General features: G+C 65.4%; 15 protein-coding genes. 5 read left to right on the forward strand and 10 right to left on the reverse strand.

The genetic code is table 11. The features are described 5' to 3' along the window. Window positions 1–60: 60 nt before the first annotated feature. The 5 genes from ACMCNM_RS21410 to ACMCNM_RS21430 all read left to right on the forward strand — a co-directional run bounded on the left by ACMCNM_RS21410 (window position 61) and on the right by ACMCNM_RS21430 (window position 8,502). Window positions 61–576: a sigma-70 family RNA polymerase sigma factor gene (locus tag ACMCNM_RS21410; protein ID WP_412765361.1), complete on the forward strand. Its 516-nt coding sequence runs from the start codon at window positions 61–63 to the stop codon at window positions 574–576. Further along, window positions 573–1,535 carry a FecR domain-containing protein gene (locus ACMCNM_RS21415; RefSeq protein ID WP_412765362.1) on the forward strand — a complete coding sequence of 321 codons (963 nt, stop codon included), beginning with the start codon at window positions 573–575 and terminating at the stop codon, window positions 1,533–1,535. Before ACMCNM_RS21410 ends, ACMCNM_RS21415 begins: the two co-directional genes overlap by 4 nt. Before the next feature lie 91 nt (window positions 1,536–1,626). Continuing rightward, on the forward strand, window positions 1,627–4,107 hold the full coding sequence (locus ACMCNM_RS21420; protein WP_412765363.1) for a TonB-dependent siderophore receptor: 2,481 nt from the start codon (window positions 1,627–1,629) through the stop codon (window positions 4,105–4,107). A 435-nt stretch (window positions 4,108–4,542) separates the two neighbouring features. Further along, window positions 4,543–7,473 carry an aminotransferase gene (locus ACMCNM_RS21425; RefSeq protein WP_412765364.1) on the forward strand — a complete coding sequence of 977 codons (2,931 nt, stop codon included), beginning with the start codon at window positions 4,543–4,545 and terminating at the stop codon, window positions 7,471–7,473. A gap of 123 nt (window positions 7,474–7,596) precedes the next feature. Then, window positions 7,597–8,502 carry a LysR family transcriptional regulator gene (locus ACMCNM_RS21430; RefSeq protein ID WP_412765365.1) on the forward strand — a complete coding sequence of 302 codons (906 nt, stop codon included), beginning with the start codon at window positions 7,597–7,599 and terminating at the stop codon, window positions 8,500–8,502. Between the two features lie 30 nt (window positions 8,503–8,532). On the opposite strand, the gene ACMCNM_RS21435 is transcribed toward ACMCNM_RS21430, so the two are convergent. The 10 genes from ACMCNM_RS21435 to ACMCNM_RS21480 form a co-directional block, all read right to left on the reverse strand. Continuing rightward, complete coding sequence (locus ACMCNM_RS21435) at window positions 8,533–9,225, reverse strand: response regulator (protein WP_412765366.1); 693 nt, start codon at window positions 9,223–9,225, stop codon at window positions 8,533–8,535. Then, on the reverse strand, window positions 9,222–11,876 hold the full coding sequence (locus tag ACMCNM_RS21440) for a DUF4118 domain-containing protein (RefSeq protein ID WP_412765367.1): 2,655 nt from the start codon (window positions 11,874–11,876) through the stop codon (window positions 9,222–9,224). Before ACMCNM_RS21440 ends, ACMCNM_RS21435 begins: the two co-directional genes overlap by 4 nt. Window positions 11,877–11,997: 121 nt before the next feature. Next, complete coding sequence (gene kdpC / locus ACMCNM_RS21445; protein WP_412765368.1) at window positions 11,998–12,549, reverse strand: potassium-transporting ATPase subunit KdpC; 552 nt, start codon at window positions 12,547–12,549, stop codon at window positions 11,998–12,000. Between the two features lie 10 nt (window positions 12,550–12,559). Beyond that, window positions 12,560–14,614: a potassium-transporting ATPase subunit KdpB gene (gene kdpB / locus ACMCNM_RS21450; RefSeq protein ID WP_412765369.1), complete on the reverse strand. Its 2,055-nt coding sequence runs from the start codon at window positions 14,612–14,614 to the stop codon at window positions 12,560–12,562. A 9-nt stretch (window positions 14,615–14,623) separates the two neighbouring features. After that, window positions 14,624–16,318, reverse strand: a complete 1,695-nt coding sequence (gene kdpA, locus ACMCNM_RS21455; RefSeq protein WP_339549489.1) for a potassium-transporting ATPase subunit KdpA — start codon at window positions 16,316–16,318, stop codon at window positions 14,624–14,626. A 9-nt stretch (window positions 16,319–16,327) separates the two neighbouring features. Beyond that, window positions 16,328–16,417: a K(+)-transporting ATPase subunit F gene (gene kdpF, locus ACMCNM_RS21460; protein ID WP_033693985.1), complete on the reverse strand. Its 90-nt coding sequence runs from the start codon at window positions 16,415–16,417 to the stop codon at window positions 16,328–16,330. 235 nt (window positions 16,418–16,652) lie between these two features. Next, window positions 16,653–17,699: an AI-2E family transporter gene (locus ACMCNM_RS21465; protein ID WP_027592850.1), complete on the reverse strand. Its 1,047-nt coding sequence runs from the start codon at window positions 17,697–17,699 to the stop codon at window positions 16,653–16,655. Between the two features lie 12 nt (window positions 17,700–17,711). Then, a complete protein-coding gene (locus tag ACMCNM_RS21470; protein ID WP_027592851.1) occupies window positions 17,712–18,506 on the reverse strand; it encodes a DUF4892 domain-containing protein in 795 nt (264 codons plus the stop codon). 109 nt (window positions 18,507–18,615) lie between these two features. After that, entirely contained in the window at window positions 18,616–19,470 is an 855-nt protein-coding gene (locus ACMCNM_RS21475) for an alpha/beta hydrolase (RefSeq protein WP_412765370.1), read from the reverse strand. After that, window positions 19,467–20,255 carry an alpha/beta fold hydrolase gene (locus ACMCNM_RS21480; protein WP_027592853.1) on the reverse strand — a complete coding sequence of 263 codons (789 nt, stop codon included), beginning with the start codon at window positions 20,253–20,255 and terminating at the stop codon, window positions 19,467–19,469. The genes ACMCNM_RS21475 and ACMCNM_RS21480 overlap by 4 nt, the downstream gene beginning before the upstream one ends. Between the last annotated feature and the right edge of the window lie 53 nt (window positions 20,256–20,308).

Raw genomic sequence — 20,308 nt, forward strand, 5'->3', positions numbered from 1 at the left:
AAAAAACCACAGCCCGCACGACAATAAGATTCATTACCACTCGCGAACTATTCCATCACCATGCCCGCCAACGATCTATCCCTGCGTAGCGCCGTCAATGATCTGTACTGCGAACATCACGGCTGGCTCAATGGCTGGCTGCGCAAACGCCTGGGCAATACGTTCGATGCCGCCGACCTGACGCAGGACACCTTCGTGCGGGTGATCAAGGCACGCAGTGCGCTGGATATTCGCGAGCCACGCCCCTATCTGTCGCGAATTGCCAAGGGCCTGCTGATCGACCTGATTCGTCGACGCTCACTGGAGCAGGCCTACCTGGAGGCCTTGGCTAGCCTGCCGGAGGCGTTGCAGCCTTCGCTGGAGGAACAGGCGATCCTGTTGCAGGCACTGGTAGAAATCGACCGCCTGCTGCAAGGGCTTGGCCCGAAGGTGAAGCAGGTGTTCACGCTGTCGCAGTTCGACGGCCTGACCTACCCGCAGATTGCCGAGCACATGAACATCAGCGTGCGCAGCGTCAACAACTACATGGCCAAAGCCATGGAGCATTGCTGTTTGATGCAGTTGCAACTGGCATGAGCCTGTCGCCCGCCGAGTTGAACGCCATCAGTGTCGCCGCGCGCTGGTACGCGCGGCTGCACTCGGGCATCGCCACCGACGCCGACCGCAGCGCCTGGAACGACTGGCTAGTTGCCGACCCGGCCCACCGTCAGGCCTGGCAACGCATGGCCGCCGTGGGCGAGCAGATGACCCGCGTGCCCGGCGCCCTGGCGGCCCCTGCCTTGCGCGGCGCCGAGCGCTCTCGGCGCCAGCTGTTGCGCAGTGTCGTGATACTGGTGCCGGCCACTTCGCTGGGCTGGCTGGGTTGGCGCAGCGACACCTCGCAACAACTGCTGGCCGACTACCGCACCGCCGTGGGTGAACGCCGCGCGTTTCGCTTGCCCGATGGCGGCTCGTTGCTGCTGAACACCGACACGTCGGTGAACCTCAAGTACGACGGCCAGCAACGGGTGCTGGAACTGTTGCGCGGCGAAATTCTGGTCACCACGGCGGCCGACCCCGCGCAACGGCCGTTCAGTGTGCGCACCCGGCATGGCCAGGTACGGGCGCTGGGCACGCGTTTTCTGGTTCGCTCCCAAGCCTTGGAGGGTGACGTGGCCGTGCTCGAGAAGGCGGTGGAAGTGAGGGCGTCCAGCGGTGCGTTGACAGTGCGTGTGGAAGCTGGGCAATCCATCGCGTTTTCTGACCGTTCGGTGGGGGCAATACGGCGCAATGACGCCTCTGTAGGGGCCTGGCAACAAGGCAGCATCATCGCCCTGGATCGCCCCTTGGGTGAACTGCTGGCGGACCTCTCGCGCTATCGCACCGGGGTGCTGCGCTGTGATCCCCGCATTGCCCAGTTGAAGGTTTCTGGCGCGTTCCCCATCGATGACACCGACCGGGCATTGGCGGCACTGGAGACCGGGTTTGCGCTGCGCGTCACGCGCTACAGCCGTTTTTGGGTCACCGTATCGCCGCCCCCTTCCCCAGCGGGCTGAAAAAACTTTCGCGGGTTTTGCACTTTTCTTACACGACGTTCGGCTCATCCCCCAAAGGGTTCTATTGATTGTTTTCAGGGGGAGGATTGGTATGTCTGCTGTGTTCAAGCGTGGTCGTCTGGCGACTGCAATAAATGTCGGGCTGTTGGCGGCAACCACCGCCGGCGCCTGGCCCATGACGACGTATGCAGCGCCGCAGCCGACGCAGCAAAATGCCGTACGGTCGTACACTATTGCGGGGGGCAGCCTGACTGAAGTCCTCAGCCGCTTCGCCAGTGCGGCGGGCGCCGCGATTTCGTTCGATGCCCGGCAAACAGACGGTTTGCAGAGCCCCGGCCTCAAAGGTGCGTTCGGTGTCAGCGAGGGCTTTACCCAGATTCTGGCAGGCAGCGGCCTGCAGGCCGAGCCGCGGTCAAACGGCACTTATGTGCTGCAGGCGGTGCCGTCGTCGGGCTCGGCACTGGAGCTGGGGGCCACCAACATCACCAGCCAGGTGCTGGGCGCAACCACTGAGAACAGCGGCTCGTACACCACGGGCGCAGTGACCATCGGCAAGGGCGAGCACTCGCTCAAGGAGACGCCGCAGTCGGTCACGGTGATGACGCGCAAAATGATGGACGACCAGAACCTGTACACCATCGATCAGGTCATGGAAAAGACGCCCGGCATCACCGTGTACGACTCGACCATGGGCGGCAAATACTTCTATTCGCGCGGGTTCCGCATGTCGGGCCAGTACCAGTACGACGGCGTGCCGCTGGACATGGGCAACCTCTATGTTCAAGCCGACAGCTTCAGCAGTGACATGGCCTACTACGACCGGGTCGAGGTGCTGCGCGGCGCAGCCGGCATGATGAAAGGGTCGGGCGGGACCGCTGGCGGGGTGAACTTCGTGCGCAAGCGTGGCCTGGCGGCGGCGCATACCGACATCACCCTGTCCGGAGGCAGTTGGGACAACTATCGCGGGCAGCTCGACACCGGTGGGCCGCTGAACGCAGCCGGCACCTTGCGTGGCCGGGCAGTCGTGGCGGAGCAGAGCCGGCATTACTCGGTCGACGACGCCAACCGCAAGGACCAGGTGTACTACGGCGCCCTCGACGTCGATGTCAGCCCCGACACGACGTTGGGCCTAGGCGTTGCCTACGAGGACGTGGATGCCAACCCCTGCTGGGGCGGCCTGCCACGCTACCGGGACCGCAGCGACCTGAACCTCAGCCGCTCGACCTGCCTCGACCCTTCGTGGAATACCTGGCGCAGCCAGCGCACCACGGTGTTCACCGACCTCACCCACCAGCTCGACGAAGACTGGAGGCTCAAGGTGGCGAGCGTTTATACAAAGAACACCCAAGACATCAAGTACGCCTTCGCGTCCGGTGCGGTGACGCCTGGCATTGATACCACTGGCATGCTGGGCAGTATGTATGACTATGACCAGGTCGATTACGGCCTGGATGCCTATGTGGATGGCAAGTTCGCTGCCTTCGGCCAGCAACATGAACTGGTGCTGGGCATGAACGCCAGCCGCTCGAAGAAAGATGACTTCTACTCGGTGGCGTTCCTTGCGCAACGGCAGAACGTGTTCAACCCCGACAAGTTCATCCCTGAGCCAGATGACAGCTACTTCATCGAGCACTCGTCGCGCGGTGGCCCGGTCAAGTCCGTGACCACACAAAAAGGCCTCTACTCGACCCTGCGCCTGAAACTGGCCGACCCGTTGACCCTGGTGATGGGGGGCCGGGTGAGTTGGTATAACGCCGAGACCGATACCGTCTTCATCGACACCGCCACGCCGCCGCCGCACTCCAACGCCCGCGAGACCGGGCAGGTCACACCCTTTGCCGGCGTGCTGCTGGACCTGAACGAAAACCTGACGGCCTACGCCAGCTACTCGGACATCTTCACCCCGCAAGGCAGCTACCGGGACGAACAAGGTTCGGCGCTCAAACCGTTGGTGGGCCAGAGCTATGAACTGGGGATCAAGGGGGCCTGGTTCGACGGGCGTTTGAACGGCGCCTTCAACCTGTTCCGCACCATTCAGAAGGACCAGGCGCAGACCGACTACAACTCGTCGTGCCCCTCCTCGGATGGCTATTGCTACGTGAACGCCGGCAAGGTCCGCGCCCAGGGTTTCGAGGCCGAGATCAGTGGTGAAGTCATCGAGCGCCTGCAATTGCTGGCGGGCTACACCTACACCCAGACCAAGACCCTCGACGATATCGACACCAGCCTGAACGGCGCGGCGTTCAACAGCTATGTGCCTCGGCACGTGCTGCGCCTGTGGGGCGAGTACGCGCTCGATGGCGCTTTTGAGCGGTTCAGCCTGGGTGCCGGGGTGAACGCGCAGAGCGATAACTTCCGGGTTTCGCCTGCCAGTGGCGAGAAGATCAGCCAGGCGGGGTACGCGGTTTGGAATGGCCGGATCGGTTACCGGATCGACGATACCTGGTCGGTGGCGGTTAACGGCAACAACCTGTTCGACAAGCGTTATTACGCCAGTATCGGGACAGAGACGTTTGGTAATTATTATGGGGAGCCGCGTAATTTCATGGTGTCGGTCAAGGCCAGTTTTTGATGTGAGGGGTGGGGTGAGCCGGCGGTAGATTGAGGGAGGGCCGCCAGGTGCATGGCGATGGATTTGCAGCGCCTATGAGATCGAGCGCCGCCCGCGCGGCGCATCGCGAGCAACGCTCGCTCCTACGTTTGTTTCGGGCCAGTGAGGCCTGTGAAGTCTGCGCGCGACCGCCTTGTTTGTCCGACTGGATATCAAGGTGGGCACCAAGGGGCCGCGCGCCCATGCCTCAGGAATAACTGGCCCGAAACAGATGTGGGAGCAGCCTTGTGCTGCGAAGCGCCGCGCGGGCGGCGCTCGATCTCATAGGCGCCGCAAAACTCAAGACATGCACCCACACCCAATCATCAAAAATTCTGACAACAATCGTCTTCCATCATCAGCCAAAACGGGCATAAATTCTCTACCGTCAACCCCCAGCACCAACGGTAGAGCCCAATGCCCAGCCACCACCAAACGCCCGCCTCCCCTGCCCTGGACATCCTGATCCAGCGCTCCGCCCTGCCCAGCCCTGCGCTCAGCGAGGCCCAGGCACACGCCTTGCTGCAGGCGCACTACGGCTTCGCGGGCAGCCTGTCATCGCTGGGCAGCCAGCAAGACTTGAACTTCCGCGTGGATGCCGCCCAGGGCCGTTTCGTGCTCAAGGCCTGCCACGGCAGCTATGCCCAGGTCGAACTGGAGGCGCAGCATGCCGCGCTGGCGTACCTGCGCGAACAGGGTTTGCCGGTACCCGCAGTGCGCCCGGCGCAAAACGGGCAGGCATTGCTGGCCCTGGACATCGATGGGCAACCGCTGCGGGTGCGCCTGCTCGACTACATCGACGGCCAACCGCTGACCCGCCTCAAACACATGGCACCGCGCCTGATAGCCGAGCTGGGCGGGCTTTGCGCGAAAGTGGACCAAGCATTGGCCGAGTTTGACCACCCCGGCTTGAACCGCACCCTGCAATGGGACCCGCAGCACGCGCAGGCGTTGATCCAGCACCTGCTGCCGGTGCTGCAGGACGCCGGGCAACGCGCCCGTGTCGAGCAAACCACTCAACTGGCGGCCGAGCGCCTGGCACCACTGGTGGAGCAGCTGCCAAGCCAAGCCGTGCACCTGGACATCACCGATGACAACGCCGTGTGGGCCCGCGATGACGAGCGCCAGTGGCAGGTGCAGGGCGTCATCGATTTTGGCGACCTGCTGCGTACCTGGCGCATTGCCGACCTCTCGGTGACCTGCGCAGCACTGCTGCACCATGCCGAAGGCGACCCACTGCGCATTCTGCCGGCGGTGCGGGCCTACCAGGCCCTCAACCCGCTGAGCGAAGCCGAACTGCGTGCCCTGTGGCCGCTGGTGCTCAACCGCGCCGCGGTATTGGTGCTGAGCAGCGAGCAACAGCTGGCTGTAGACCCGGGCAACCAGTACATCCGCAACAACATCGCGCACGAATGGGAGATTTTCGACACCGCGGCTGCCGTGCCATTCGCACTGATGGAGGCGGCTATTCTGCTGGCGGCCGGTATTCAACCCAGCCGGCCCGACCTGGCCAGTTGCGCGCCCCTGCTGCCTGAACGGGTCGGCCAGCCGGTGGCTCGCCTCGACCTGGGCGTGCTCAGCCCGCACTGCGAAGCGGGCAACTGGGAACAACCAGGCTTCGACCAGCACCTGCTGGCTGCACAACCGGCCCCGGCGTGCACGCTGCATGGCCAATATCGCCTGTCACAAACCCATATCGACCGCGCTGAAGAACCTGCCACCTGCGCGCTGGGTGTCGAATTGCATGTGCCCAACGCCAGCACCGTGCAGGCGCCGCAGGCCGGTACCTGGCAGCGCCATGGCGATGGCCGCGGTTGCCTGCGCACACCCCACTGGAGCTTGTGGCTAGGTGGCCTGGAGGATGCTCCGGCAGATGGGCAGGCCCTGGCAAAAGGTCAAAAATTGGGCAGCAGCGGTGGCTTGCTCAGCATTCAGCTGTGCCTGGATAACGGCGCCCGCCCGCCGTTTCTCGCCACCCCCTCCCAGGCCGCTGCCTGGCTAGCGCTGTGCCCGTCGCCTGCCGCGCTGCTGGGCTTTGATTGCGACGCCGAACCGCTGACCGATGCACAGGCGCTGCTGGCACGTCGTGATGCCAGCTTCGCCCGTTCGCAAAAGCACTACTACGCGCAACCGCCCCATATCGAACGCGGCTGGCGCAATTATTTGATCGACATGCAGGGCCGGTCTTACCTGGACATGCTCAACAACGTGGCCGTGCTTGGCCACGGGCACCCACGCATGGTGGCGGAATCGGCGCGGCAATGGTCGCTGCTGAACACCAACTCGCGCTTCCACTACGCGGCCATCGCCGAGTTCTCCGAACGCCTGCTGAAGCTGGCGCCAGCAGGCTTCGACCGGGTGTTCCTGGTCAATAGCGGCACCGAGGCCAACGACCTGGCCATCCGCCTGGCCTGGGCCTACAGCGGCGGGCGCGACCTGCTCAGCGTGCTGGAGGCCTACCACGGCTGGTCGGTGGCTACAGACGCCATTTCCACCTCTATCGCCGACAACCCGCAAGCCCTGGAAACCCGGCCAGACTGGGTGCACCCGGTCGAGGCACCGAACACGTTCCGTGGGCGCTTCCGTGGTGCCGACAGTGCCGCCGACTACCTGCGCGACGTCGACGCCAAGCTGGCCGACCTCGATGCCCGTGGCCGCCAACTGGCCGGTTTCATCTGCGAGCCGGTGTACGGCAACGCCGGGGGCATCTCGCTGCCAGCGGGCTACCTGCAGGACGCCTACACCAAGGTGCGCGCCCGTGGTGGCGTGTGCATCGCCGACGAGGTGCAGGTGGGTTATGGCCGACTGGGCGAGTACTTCTGGGGCTTCGAGGAGCAAGGGGTGGTGCCCGACATCATCACCATGGCCAAGGGCATGGGCAACGGCCAGCCGCTGGGGGTAGTGATCACCCGCCGCGAAATCGCCGAGGCGCTGGAGGCGCAGGGTTACTTCTTCTCATCGGCGGGGGGCAGCCCGGTCAGTTGCCGCATCGGCATGGCGGTGCTGGACGTGATGCAAGAGGAAGGGCTGTGGGACAACGCCCGCGACACCGGCCGCTACTTCAAGGCGCGCTTGCAGGCGCTGGTCGACAAGCACCCGCTCGCAGGTGCGGCGCATGGCTCGGGCTTCTACCTGGGGCTTGAGTTGGTACGCGACCGGCAGACGCTGGAGCCGGCGACCGAGGAGACCTTGCTGCTGTGCGACCGCTTGCGTGACCTGGGCATCTTCATGCAGCCGACCGGCGACTACCTCAACATCCTCAAGATCAAACCACCGATGTGCACCACACGGGCGAGCGTGGACTACTTTGTCGACAGCGTGGACCGTATCCTGTCGGAAGATCTGTAAGAGATTGTTATAGGCCTGCTTGAAAACTCATACTTTTCTGCAGCAACACACCGTCATAACGGGGGCCGCTGCGCAGCCCATCGCAGCCTACGCGGCTCAACCGATCAATCAGGTTTTCTGACAATGGCCTTCACCAGCGACTCACTTGCCGTTTTTCTGGCCGTACTGGAGGCAGGGTCGTTTTCCGCAGCAGCGCGCAAGCTGGGCCGCGTGCCTTCGGCCGTGAGCATGGCCATCGCCCAGCTGGAAGCCGAGCTGGACCTGGCCCTGTTCGACCGGGCCACGCGCAAAGCCTTGCCAACCAGCGCCGCCTTGGCCCTCGAACCTCAGGCCAGGCAGGTGATCTGCCAGCTCAACCTGCTCGACGCCCAGGCCCTGCAGCTGCACAAGGGGCTGGAAAAGCGCCTGACCATCGCCATGGCACCCGAGCTGCAAACCGGCCGCTGGAGCCAACCGCTGGAAACCCTCGCGCAAGAATTCCCAAGCCTTGAGATCGAAGTGCGTTCGGCCACGCAAGCCGAAGCGATTCGTTTGCTGCATGACGGCAGCGTGCAGTTGGCGCTGGTTTTCGAACGGCCCGGCATCGATGAGCGTGAGTCATTTCTTGAAGCCGGCAGCCAGTTGCTGGTCGCCGTCGCATCACCCCGCCACCCCGCCGGACGCAACAGTGGCACACCACTGCCCGAAGAAGCCTTCGCCGAGCAACGGCAAATCATCGTGGCCTCCGGCAAAGCCACCGGCTCCGACCCGCGCATGGTGTTGTCGCGGCGCATCTGGCTGACCGACAGTTACCTAGCTACGCTGGAACTGGTGCAATCCGGCCTGGGGTGGGCCTACCTGCCGCAGCCGCTGGTCGAACCGTTGATTGCCTCGGGCGCCTTGGCCGAGGTGCGCTTCGACAACATGGCCAGCCGCTTACGGCTGTGGGTCGACATCATCTGGGTCAAACCGCGGCCCCTGGGCCTGGGCGCGCGGCGCTACCTGGAAGTCGTACGGCAACTGTTCGAAAAGGAGCCGCCAAGGGCCTGACCACGCGCAATGGCCGCCCGGCCGACATCATCAGGCGGGCGCGATCAACCGGTAGCCGACGCCCGCCTCGGTGATGATGAAACGCGGCGCCATGGGGTCATCCCCGAGTTTTTGCCGCAGGTGCCCGACCACGATCCGCAGGTAGTGGGTATCGTCCACATGGGTCGGCCCCCAAATGTCCTTGAGCAACTGCTGCTGGGTAATCACCCGGCCCGGGTGCCCGGCCAGCTGGGCCAGCAACGCATACTCCTTGCGGGTCAGCGCCACCTCGACGCCCTCCAGGGTCACACGGCGGAAGGCAAAGTCCACGGTCAACGGCCCGAAACTGGCCGCCACCTCGCCCCCGCCGGCCTGCGGCACCTGGCGTAGCAAGGCGCGCACCCGCGCCAGAAATTCCTGAATGCCAAACGGCTTGGTCACGTAGTCATTCGCGCCGCCGTCCAGCGCATCGACCTTCTGCACCTCACTGGCCCGCACCGACAGCACCAGCACCGGCACTGCGCTCCACTCACGCAGTTCGCGCAGCACTTGCTGGCCGTCCATGTCCGGCAGGCCGAGGTCGAGCACCACCAGGTCGGGCTTGCCCAAGGCGGCCTGCGCCAGGCCCTCGCTGCCGGTGGCGGCCTCGATCACCTTGTAGCCCTGGGACGTCAGGCTGATGCGCAAAAACTTGCGGATCTGCGGTTCGTCGTCGATGACCAGGAGGGTGGCGGACTGGCTCATGGGGCTTCGCTTTCGGCTTCAGGTTGAGGGGGCAGCGGCAAGCATAAAGTGATGCCAGTGCCCTGGCCATCGATCCCTTCACCCACCAGGATCTGCCCGCCATGGGCGCCAATCATGCCCTGGCAGATCGCCAGGCCGAGGCCAGTGCCCTGCCCGCCCCGGTCACCGCGGGCGGCGGTGTAGAACATGTCGAAAATCTTCTCCCGCTCGGCCACCGGAATGCCGGGGCCCTGGTCGCTGACGGCAATGCGCAGTTGTTCACCCTGCACCGACACCTGCAGTTCCAGCCGACCCTGGGCCGGCGAGAAGCGTGCAGCGTTCTCCAGCACGTTGACCAAGGCCTGCTCGATCAGCGCCGCATGCACGAACAGCAACGGCAGCTCGGCCGGCACATCGGTGTGCACGCGCAGGGGCGCAAGCACCACTCGCAGGCGGTTCAGCGCACTGCCGACGATGTCTGCGGGGGCCACCCAATCGCGGGCCAGCTTGAGGCCGCCATGGCCCAGGCGGGTCATGTCGAGCAGGTTCTGGATGTAGCGGTCCAGGCGCTCGGCCTCGTTGCGGGTGCCTTCCAGCAGCTCGCGGCGGTCGTCCTCGGGGATCGCCTCGCCCAGCGCCAGCAAGCTGTCGATGCTGCCGCGCATGGCGGTCAAGGGCGTGCGCAGGTCGTGGGAGACCGAGGCTAACAAGGCACTGCGCAGTTGCTCGGTTTCGCCATGCAGGCGCGCCGCCTCCAATTGTTCGGCCAGGCGGGCGCGGGCCAGGGCTTGGGCCAGGGGTTGGCCGAGGGCCATGAGCAGGCGCCGGCGCTGGGCGCTGAGCGGGTCGCCAGAGTGCGGGCGTACGCCGAGCAGGGCCAGCGGGTGGTCATCGACCGCCAGCGGCCACCACCACCAGCGGCCATTGGGCAAGGTGTCGCTGCCATGGCCCGCCGCCTGCCCGTGCTGCCAGGCCCACTCGGCGGCGGCGCGCTCGTTGTCGCTGAGGCCGTGGGCCTCGCCACTGGCCAGGTGCAGCTGGCCTTCGGGGTTACGTTCGAGCAGGCAGACTTGCACATCCTGCCAGCCGTCAAGGTGTTGGCCGGCGGCGTTGAACACCGCTTGGCGGTCGGCGGCAACGGTCAGGCGGCGGGATAAATCAAGCAACTGGTTGGTCTGCGCCTGCGTCTCGCGCAGCGCCTGCAACTGGCGGCGCTGGCGGGCCGCAAGGTTGCCGGTGAGGGCCGCCATCAGCAGGAAGAACACCAGGGTCAGCACGTCTTCCTCGCGCTGGATGCTGAACGAGAAATTGGGCGGGATGAACAGGAAGTCGTAGGTCAGAAACGACAGCGCGGCGCAGGCCAAGGCCGGCCCCAGGCTGCTGCGCACCGCTACCAGCAGCACGGCGGCAAGGAACACCAGGGAGATATTGGGCAGCGCCAGCACGCTGGACACGGCCCACGACAAACCGGCCGCCAGCAGCGTGGCAAACAGGGCCAGCAGGTAGTGCCGCCACACCCATACCCGTTGCACCGCCGCACTGGCCGGGGCCGGCTGGGCATCGCGGTCGAGCACGTTGATCTCCAGGCCGTGGCTTTCGCGCAGCAGCCGCGCCGCTACACCGGCGCCGAAGAAGCGACGGCGCAGGCGATCACGCGACTGCCCCACCAGCACCAGGCTGGCACGCCGCTCGCCGGCGTGCTGGATCAGCGTGCGCGCCACTTCACCAGCGCGCAGCAGCACCACTTCGCCGCCCAGGTGCTCAGCCAGTTGCTGCGCGGCTTGCAGGCGTTGGCGTGCGGCTTCGTCGCGCAGCTTACCGTTGTCGACGTGCACCAGGCTCCAGGGCAAGTGCCGGCGTTGTGCTACGCGGCTGGCGTGGCGCACCAGGCGTTCGGCCTGGTCGTCGCCATCGATGCCCACCAGCAGGCGCCCGCGCAGGGCCGGAGCCTCCTGCCCGCGCTGGCGGTAGCCGTGGGCCAGGTCGGCGTCGACCTGGGCGGCGGCGGTCTGCATGGCCAGCTCGCGCAATGCGGTGAGGTTGGTCTGGGAGAAATAGGCATCGATCGCAGCCCGCGCCTGCTCGGGCACGTACACCTTGCCTTCGCGCAGGCGCTCCAGCAATTCGCGCGGTGGCAGGTCGATCAAGACCAATTCGAACGCTTCCTGCAGGACCCAGTCCGGCAGGGTTTCGCGCACCTGCACGCCGGTGATGTCGCGGACCTTGTCGTTGAGGCTTTCCAGGTGCTGGACGTTGACCGTGGTGTACACGTCGATGCCGGCGGCGAGCAGTTCCTGAACGTCCTGCCAGCGCTTGGCGTGGCGGCTGCCGGGGGCGTTGGTGTGGGCCAGTTCGTCGACCAGGGCCAACGCAGGTGCGGCCTTGAGCAGGCCGTCGAGGTCCATTTCCTCCAGGGTGACGCCACGGTACTCGCTGCGCAGCAGGGGCTGCTGGGGCAGGCCACCAAGCAGCGACTCGGTTTCGGCGCGGCCATGGGTTTCGACGACCCCGGCCAGCAGGTGTACGCCCTGGCGTTGCTGGCTGTGGGCGGCTTGCAGCATGGCGTAGGTCTTTCCCACACCCGGTGCGGCGCCAAGGAACACCTTCAGCCTGCCGCGGCCTTCGCGCGGAAGGTTGGCCAACAGCGCGTCTGCGCGGGCGGAATCACTCATGTTTCATCCTTAGATTGTGCGGCGATCGGTGAATCTGGGCCTGCTTTGCAGGCCTTCGCGGGCAAGCCCGCGCCTACAGGGCCCTCACCGCCCTTGCGAGCGGTGCGATACGGCCCCAAGCTCACTGCCCCAACCTCTCCAGGGCCTGGTTCAGCGCCAGGACATTGACCACAGGCGGCCCGATCAATGGGTGGAGGGTGGCCTCTTCCACCAGGGCTTGCAAGCGTTCAACGGGCACCTTGCGAGCCGCTGCCACACGCGCTACCTGATAAGCCACCGCCTCCGGCGGCAAATGCGGGTCCAGGCCACTGCCTGAGGTGGTCAACAAGGCTTGCGGCACAGGCCCTTGCTCAGCCCGGTACAGCTTCGCGGCCTCGCTGCCCACCCGCTCGGCCAGCGCCGGGTTGCTCGGCGACAGGTTGCTGGCACTGCTGGCAACCGTGGCATAAGCCCCTGCCGAGGGCCGCGAATGGAACCAGCCATCGTCTTGGAAATCCTGGGCGATCAGCGCCGAGCCGCGCACCTCGCCGCGCGCGTCACGCACCAGGCTGCCATTGGCCTGTTCAGGGAAGGCGACCTGGGCAATACCGGTCACCGCCAACGGGTACAACGCGCCGGTGACCAGCGTCATCAACAAGGCCAGGCTCAAGGCCGGGCGTACATAAGTGTTCATGGCGGCCTCCTCAGACCAGGTGCAAGGCATTGAGCAGCATGTCGATCAGCTTGATCCCGGCGAACGGCACGATGATCCCGCCCAGCCCGTAGATCAGCAGGTTGCGCCGCAGCAGGTGGGCCGCGCTCGCCGCGTACACCCGCACACCGCGCAGCGCCAGCGGGATCAACACGATGATGATCAGCGCGTTGAACACGATCGCCGACAAGATCGCGCTCTGCGGGCTGGCCAGGTGCATCAGGTTGAGCACGCCCAGCTGCGGGTAGATGGCCGCGAACAACGCCGGCAGGATGGCGAAGTACTTGGCCACGTCGTTGGCAATCGAGAAGGTGGTCAAGGCGCCACGGGTCACCAGCAGTTCCTTGCCCACCTGGACCACGTCCAGCAGCTTGGTCGGGTCGCTGTCCAGGTCGACCATGTTGGCCGCCTCACGCGCTGCCTGGGTACCGTCGTTCATGGCCATGCCCACATCGGCCTGGGCCAGCGCCGGGGCGTCGTTGGCGCCGTCGCCGCACATGGCGACCAGGCGGCCGTCGTTTTGCTCCTGACGGATGCGCGCCAGCTTCTTCTCTGGGGTGGCCTCGGCCAGCACGTCATCGACCCCGGCCTCGGCGGCAATGGCAGCGGCGGTCAGCGGGTTGTCACCGGTCACCATCACGGTGCGGATGCCCAGCTTGCGCAGCTCGGCAAAGCGCTCGCGAATACCCGGCTTGACCACGTCCTTGAGGTGGATCACCCCAAGCAAGCGCTGGTCGACACACACCAACAGCGGCGTGCCGCCACTCTGGGCAATGCGCTCGACCTCGCGGGCCAATGCCGGCGGCATTTCCAGCCGTTGCAGGCCAACGAATGCCAGCACCGCATCGACAGCACCCTTGCGGTAGCGGTGCTGCTGGAAGTCGACACCCGACAACCGCGTCTCGGCGCTGAAGGCGATCGGTACGAGCTGCTGCCCGGAGGGTTCGACGAAGTCGTGCAACTGGCGCAGGTACTCGACGATCGATTTGCCCTCGGCCGTGTCATCGGCCAGCGAGGCGAACAAGGTGCCCTCCCCCAGCTCCTTGGCGGTGACGCCCGGCGCGGCATGCAGCGCGCTGCAGCGGCGGTTGCCGAAGGTGATGGTGCCGGTCTTGTCGAGCATCAGGGTGTGCACGTCGCCCGCAGCTTCCACCGCGCGGCCGGAACGGGCAATGACGTTGAGCCGGACCAGGCGGTCCATGCCGGCAATGCCAATGGCCGACAGCAAGCCGCCGATGGTGGTGGGGATCAACGTCACCAGCAGTGCGGCCAGGAAGATCAACGGCAGGCTACCGCCGGCAAAGTGGGCGAACGGCTGCAGGGTCACGACCACGATCAGGAAGATCAGGGTCAGGCCAATCAGCAGGATATCCAGGGCAATCTCATTGGGCGTTTTCTGGCGTTTGGCCCCTTCGACCAAGGCGATCATGCGGTCCAGGGTTGATTCGCCAGGGTTGCTGGTGATGCGGATCAGCAACCAGTCAGACACCAGCCGCGTGTTGCCGGTGACCGCCGAGCGGTCGCCGCCGGACTCGCGGATCACCGGGGCCGACTCACCGGTGATGGCCGCCTCGTTGACCGCCGCGATGCCTTCGATTACCTCACCATCACCCGGGATCAGCTCACCCGCGATCACCTTGACCACATCGCCCTTGCGCAGCGCGGTCGCGGCAACCGTTTCGAATGCGCCAGCGCTGTCGCGACGTTGGGCGTTCAGCCCCTGGCTCCCAGCCTTGAGGCTGTCGGCGCGGGCCTTGCCACGGCCTTCGGCGAGGGCTTCGGCAAAGTTGGCGAACAGCACGGTAAACCACAGCCACAGGGCAATTTGCACCGCCACTGTTGTGCTCACGCCACTGCCGGGGGCAAAACACAACACAGTGGTCAGCGCGGCAGTCAGCGCCACCACCAGCATCACCGGCGAGCGCTTGAGCTGCCGAGGGTCCAGTTTAACGAAGGCCTGGATCAGGGCCGGGCGCCAGAGCGCGGCGAAGCGGGTCTGGTCCTTGGCGCTGTGGGGGGCTTTTACTTCAGGAATGGGCATGTTCATGGTGGTTCCTCAGAAGCCCAGGCTCAGGTGTTCGGCAATTGGCCCGAGGGCCAAGGTCGGCAGGAAGGTCAGGCCACCCACCAGCAGGATGGTTACCAGCAACAGGCCGGTGAACAGCGGGCCGTGGGTGGGGAAGCTGTTCAGCCCCTGGGGTGCGCTCTTTTTCGCCGCCAGGCTGCCGGCCAAGGCCAATATCGGCAGGATGTAGCCGAAGCGGCCGATCAGCATGGCCAGGCCGAGCATCAGGTTGTGGTACACCGTGTTGGCGCCAAAACCGGCAAAGGCCGAACCGTTGTTGGCGGTGCCGGAGGTGTAGGCGTACAGCAGTTGGCTAAAGCCATGGGCACCGGGGTTGCTCACCGCCGCCGCCGGGCCCGGCAGGCTGGCGGCGATGGCGCCCAGCACCAGCACGCCGACCGGCATCACCAGCAAGGTCGCCACCAACAGTTGCACCTCACGCGCCTGCAGCTTCTTGCCCAGGTATTCCGGGGTACGGCCAATCATCAGGCCGGCCAGGAACACGGCGATCAGCACGAACAACAGCATGCCGTAGAGCCCCGCACCGACGCCGCCGAAGATCACTTCGCCGACCATCATGTTGACCATCGCGACCATGCCGGTCAGCGGGTTGAGGCTGTCGTGCATGGCATTGACCGAGCCGTTGGAGGCTGCCGTGGTGGTCACTGTCCACAGCACTGAACCGGTGGTGCCGAAGCGGCTTTCCTTGCCTTCGAGCGGCGCGCTTTGCTGCACCTGCGCGCTCTGCAAGGCCGGGTTGGGCTGGTATTCGGACCACAGCGCTGTAGCCCCACCGATAAGGAACAGGCTCAGCATGCAGGCAAGAATCGCCCGGCTCTGGCGCAGGTCTTTCACGTAATGGCCGAAGGTAAACACCAGCGCCGCCGGGATGAGAATGATCGACGCCACCTCGAACAGGTTGCTCCAGGCCGTGGGGTTTTCGAACGGGTGTGCCGCGTTGACGCCGAAGAAGCCGCCGCCGTTGGTGCCCAGCTGCTTGATGGCGATCTGGCTAGCCGCCGGGCCGAGCGGGATGGTCTGGTCAGTGCCTTGCAGGGTCAGTGCGTGCGCATAGTCGGCAAAGGTCTGCGGCACACCCTGCCACACCAGCAGCAGCGCCAGCACCAGGCACAGGGGCAACAACCCATAGAGCGTGGCCCGGGTCATGTCGACCCAGAAGTTGCCCAGGGTGGCGGCCGAACGGCGGGCAATGCCGCGGCACAGGGCCACAAGTACTGCCAGGCCAGTGGCAGCACTGACGAAGTTCTGCACCGTCAGGCCCAGCATCTGGCTCAGGTAGCTGACCGATGACTCGCCGCTATAAGCCTGCCAGTTGGTGTTGGTGACGAAGCTGACGGCGGTGTTGAACGCCAGCGACCACTCCTGCCCGGGCAATTGCTGTGGGTTCAGCGGCAAGTAGCCCTGCAACAGCAGCACGGCAAACAACAGCAGGAAGCCGGCCAGGTTGAAGGCCAGCAACGCCAGGGTGTATTGCTTCCAGTTCTGCTCCTGGTCGGCGCGTACGCCTGCCAGTCGATAACAGGCCTGCTCTACCGGGCCCACCACCGGTGACAGCCAGGTGCGCTGGCCTTCCATCACCTTGTAGTAGAACCGCCCAAGCCAGGGTGCCGGTAGCAGCACGATGGCGAAAAACGCCAGTAACAAGGCAAAGTCGTAACTGTGCATGGCCACTCCCTAGCTGCGATCGGCGCGCAGCAGCGCCATCAGCAGGTAAATCGCCAATGCCACTGCCAGCAGCAGTGACAGCCCGTCGAGCATGTTCATGTGTGGAGCTCCCCGTGGTGCGGCGCTTGGGCCGCTTTGGGGAAATTGTCCGAGGGAGGGGCGTAAAGGGGCGAGATCGAGGGATGGATCAACGCATAAAGAATGCGTAAAAAACGCAGCCCCTTGTAGGAGCGGCCTTGCGTCGCGAAAGGGCTGCAAAGCAGCCCCAGATTTCAGCGTTACCACGATAATCGCTGGGGCTGCTATGCAGCCCTTTCGCGACGCAAGGCCGCTCCTACGGTGTTTGCTGCCCGGCGTTGCGGCTCCAGTCAAGCAGCAGGCTATACCCCACCGCCAGCAACGTCGGCCCGATGAACAGGCCAATGAAACCAAAGGCGATCAACCCGCCGAACACACCCAGCAGCACGATGACCAGCGGCAGGTTGCCGCCACGGCTGATCAGATAGGGCTTGAGCACGTTGTCCACGCCGCTGATGACGAAGGTGCCCCAGATACCCAGGAACACCGCCATGCCGTACTCCCCTTTCCACGCCAACCAGGCCGTCGCGGGGATCCACGCCAGGGGTGGCCCCATGGGGATCAGGCTGAGCATGAAGGTCACCAGGCCCAGCACGATGGCCCCGGGGACGCCGGCGATCAGGAAGCCGATCAGCGCAAGCAAGGCCTGGGCCGCTGCCGTGCCGATGACACCGTTGACCACACGTTGCACGGTGCCCGCCACCAGGTCCAGGTAGTACTCGGCGCGGTCACCGGTCAAGCGCTGCAACAGGCGCAGCACGAACGCTGACAGGCGCGGGCCGTCACGGTAGAAGAAGAACACGAAGACCAGGCTCAAGCTCAGTTCGAGCATGCCGCTGCCGATCTGCGCACTGCGCGCCAGCAACCAGTTGCCGACCTGGCCCAGGTAAGGCTTGATCGAAGCAATCAAAGCCGCACCTTGCTGGTCGAGCGATTGCCACCAATTGACCATGCGCTCACCCACCAGAGGAATGCTGCCCAGCCAGGCCGGCGCCTCGGGCAGCCCATCCACCTGCACATCACGGACAAACGCCGTGGCATCGCGGATATGATCCGCCAGGTTGAAACCCAGCCATACCAGCGGCAACGCCACGATAAGGATCCAGGCTGCGGTCAGCAGGCTGGCGGCCAACGTTTCGCGCCCGCCCAGCGCACGCGTCAGCAAGCGCATCAGCGGCCAGCTGGCAAAGGCCAGAATGGCGCCCCACAGCAGCGCCGAAATGAACGGTGCCATGACCCACAAGGCAGCGCCGAGCAACGTCAACAGGACGATCTGGATCAGCAGGCGGTCATTATTGGCCATGGCGGTGCTCGTTCAACGGATCAGTTCCAGGTGCAGGCCATCGGTAGGGGCGTTGCCGACCTCGAGCCGGTTGCTGCGCACGCCCGCCTTGACCAGTTGCTCACGCCACGCTTCGGCCTCTTTGCCGCTGAGGCTGGCGCGCAAGGTGCTGTCCAGGTTGAGGCTACGCCCCAACAACGCCACCCAGGCAGGTTGCGGCGTGCTCAGGTCAGGGTAGTCGAGCTTGCCGGTGTCGCGCATTTCGCGCAGCACCGTGGCGGCCGTGGGCAGCAGCTCACCCAGCGGGCTGGCAGCAACGAACTCTTCCACGTGCAGGTAGGCGCGGCGGTTGCCGCGGGTGACGCTGTACAACGCCACCAGTGTGTCGGCCTCTTCTGCAGAACGGCGCAGGAGGATGAACGCCTGCTGCTCGTCACCGCCATTGAGCCGTGCATTGGCGAATACATCATTGGCCCAAAGGCTGGCTTCGCCGCAGTCGCGGCCCTGGCACCAGAACAATGGGTAACCACCGTCGTGTTGCAGTGCTTCGCGGGCGCTGGTAAACGCCTCGCGGGCCGTGCGCTCCACCGGCAGTTCATAGGTGACCGAGCTGACCTGGCCACGGCTTTCGACCTTGTCGTCGACCCGCAGGCGGCCGCTGATCTTGCGCAAAGGCCCCATGGGGTACACGCGCTCCTGCTCCACCGCAGGGCGTTGGTCGACCACTTTGGCATCCACGGGAACGGGCAGGCTACCTGCCCACAGCAAGGGGCTGGCGAGCACGAAGCAGGCAGCGAGGGTAGTACGGAGGGTTACGGGCGCGCTCATCGGCAGCCCAGTCGGCGCGGGGCGCCGAAGCTAAGGTCCAGCGTGTCTGGCATGTGCATGGTTGTCTCCCTGTTCAACCCGCCAAGCCTCGGCACTTGTCCGGTGCAAGTCAAGCAAAGCCAAAGAAGCGATTGAAACAGTCTGCGACAAGGGCCGCGCCCTGCTCATCGTTCAGGTGCAGGTGATGCCCCCCGGGCAGCGTCACCTGTTCAAAGGGTAGCTGCTCCAGCAACTCAGTGTGGCGCGCCAGCATGCCGTCGGCGGCCACCACCAGGCAGGCCGGGCAACCCACCCGCCTGACAAAGGCCATGGCTTGCGCGTGGCTCAGGCGAACAGGGGACGGCAAGGTCAGGCGGCTGTCGCTGCGCCAGCTGTACCCCCCCGCTACCGGCATCAGCCCACGCTGGGCCAACAGTTCGGCTGCCTCGCGGCTAACGGCGACCATACCCTTCATGCGCGCCTGCACGCCCTGCTCCAACGCTGGGTAGACGGATTTACGTTTGCCATCCAGGCGCAACTGCGCCTGCAATGCCATGCCCAGGCGTTCACCGGCGTCCTGCTCGGCCCCAGTGGGCGGAATGACGCCATCGATCAGCGCCAGGTGGCTGACCCGCTCCGGCAAGGCGCCCGCCAGTTGTACCGAGATGATCGCCCCCAGTGAATGGCCCAGCAAGGCAAAACGCTGCCAACCCAACTGCTCGGCCACCCGCAACACATCGTGGGCGTAGTCGGCCAGCGCATAACTGGCGCCAGGCGGGCGATGCTCCGAGTAACCATGGCCCGCCAGGTCCAGGGCGACGATGCGCAGGCCCTGCAGCCGCGGCGCCAGCCGGGCGAAGCTGTTGGCGTTGTCCAGCCAGCCGTGCAGGGCAATCACCGGCAGCCCATCCTCAGGGCCGAACAGGTGCGCAGCCAGTTCGATATGGCCCAGGCTCAGGCGGATTTCTTCCATGTGCGCGCTCATTCGTGGCTCCAACGGTCGAACAGGCCCTTGATCAGGCTGGCGGTGTCGGTCGGGCGTTCCAAGGGGAACATATGCCCGCCCGGCACGCTGTGGTACTCGCCTTTGGCCATGCCGCGCACGGCCAGCGTGTGGTGCCGGCGGATCACGTTGCTGCGCTCGCCGCGCACCATCGCCAGTGGTACCTGCAGTTGCCGGGCAGGCGCTGGGCTGGCGTGGGGGATGCTGCGGTAGATACTGATCTCGGTCGCCGGGTCGAAACGCAGGCGAAGCCCTTCTTGCGCGGGCTCCAAGCCATGCTCCAGGTAGGCTTCCAGGCAGTCGGGGTCAAAGTGGCGGAACAAGCGTTTGCTGGCGAAATAGTCCCGTGCGCTGTCGCGGTCGGCAAACGCCTCGCGCCGGCCCAAAGTGCGGCCGGCCGGGGTGATGCGGTCGATAAAGCCAAAACGCTTGGCAGTGCGCAGCAGCCACTGATCGGCGCGGGTCAGCACCGGCGAGTCGAGCATCACCACCCCGCGGTAATACTCGGGGCAACGCAAGGCGGCATGCAAGTGCAATACCCCGCCCAACGAATGGCCAACCCCCCAGACCGGCGCGTCCTGCTGCGCCAGGTGGTGCAGCAATTCATCGACCAGGTTCTGCCAGTTTTCATTCACCGGGAAGCGCGGGTCGTGGGCATGCTGGGGCAGGTGGTGAACGTGATAGTCCGGCGCCAGGGCAGCGAACAGCTTGCCGTAGGTGGCAGACGGGAAACCATTGGCGTGGGCAAAGAAGATGTGCTGCGACATGGCGCCTGGTCCGGACGGTGGGAGGATGGCCCATTGTCGGCATCGCGGGGCCG

This window comes from Pseudomonas sp. NGC7, from assembly GCF_047159675.1.
Classification (GTDB): domain Bacteria; phylum Pseudomonadota; class Gammaproteobacteria; order Pseudomonadales; family Pseudomonadaceae; genus Aquipseudomonas; species Aquipseudomonas kermanshahensis.

Bases quoted from the DNA above. Each gene is read 5' to 3' on its own strand.
- ACMCNM_RS21475 (WP_412765370.1), bottom strand. From the start codon at position 19,470: ATGAGCGCGCACATGGAAGAAATCCGCCTGAGCCTGGGCCATATCGAA.
- ACMCNM_RS21435 (WP_412765366.1), bottom strand. From the start codon at position 9,225: ATGAGCCAGTCCGCCACCCTCCTGGTCATCGACGACGAACCGCAGATC.
- ACMCNM_RS21430 (WP_412765365.1), top strand. From the start codon at position 7,597: ATGGCCTTCACCAGCGACTCACTTGCCGTTTTTCTGGCCGTACTGGAG.
- ACMCNM_RS21410 (WP_412765361.1), top strand. From the start codon at position 61: ATGCCCGCCAACGATCTATCCCTGCGTAGCGCCGTCAATGATCTGTAC.
- ACMCNM_RS21425 (WP_412765364.1), top strand. From the start codon at position 4,543: ATGCCCAGCCACCACCAAACGCCCGCCTCCCCTGCCCTGGACATCCTG.
- ACMCNM_RS21480 (WP_027592853.1), bottom strand. From the start codon at position 20,255: ATGTCGCAGCACATCTTCTTTGCCCACGCCAATGGTTTCCCGTCTGCC.
- kdpA (WP_339549489.1), bottom strand. From the start codon at position 16,318: ATGCACAGTTACGACTTTGCCTTGTTACTGGCGTTTTTCGCCATCGTG.
- kdpF (WP_033693985.1), bottom strand. From the start codon at position 16,417: ATGAACATGCTCGACGGGCTGTCACTGCTGCTGGCAGTGGCATTGGCG.
- ACMCNM_RS21420 (WP_412765363.1), top strand. From the start codon at position 1,627: ATGTCTGCTGTGTTCAAGCGTGGTCGTCTGGCGACTGCAATAAATGTC.
- ACMCNM_RS21465 (WP_027592850.1), bottom strand. From the start codon at position 17,699: ATGGCCAATAATGACCGCCTGCTGATCCAGATCGTCCTGTTGACGTTG.
- kdpC (WP_412765368.1), bottom strand. From the start codon at position 12,549: ATGAACACTTATGTACGCCCGGCCTTGAGCCTGGCCTTGTTGATGACG.
- ACMCNM_RS21440 (WP_412765367.1), bottom strand. From the start codon at position 11,876: ATGAGTGATTCCGCCCGCGCAGACGCGCTGTTGGCCAACCTTCCGCGC.
- ACMCNM_RS21470 (WP_027592851.1), bottom strand. From the start codon at position 18,506: ATGAGCGCGCCCGTAACCCTCCGTACTACCCTCGCTGCCTGCTTCGTG.
- ACMCNM_RS21415 (WP_412765362.1), top strand. From the start codon at position 573: ATGAGCCTGTCGCCCGCCGAGTTGAACGCCATCAGTGTCGCCGCGCGC.
- kdpB (WP_412765369.1), bottom strand. From the start codon at position 14,614: ATGAACATGCCCATTCCTGAAGTAAAAGCCCCCCACAGCGCCAAGGAC.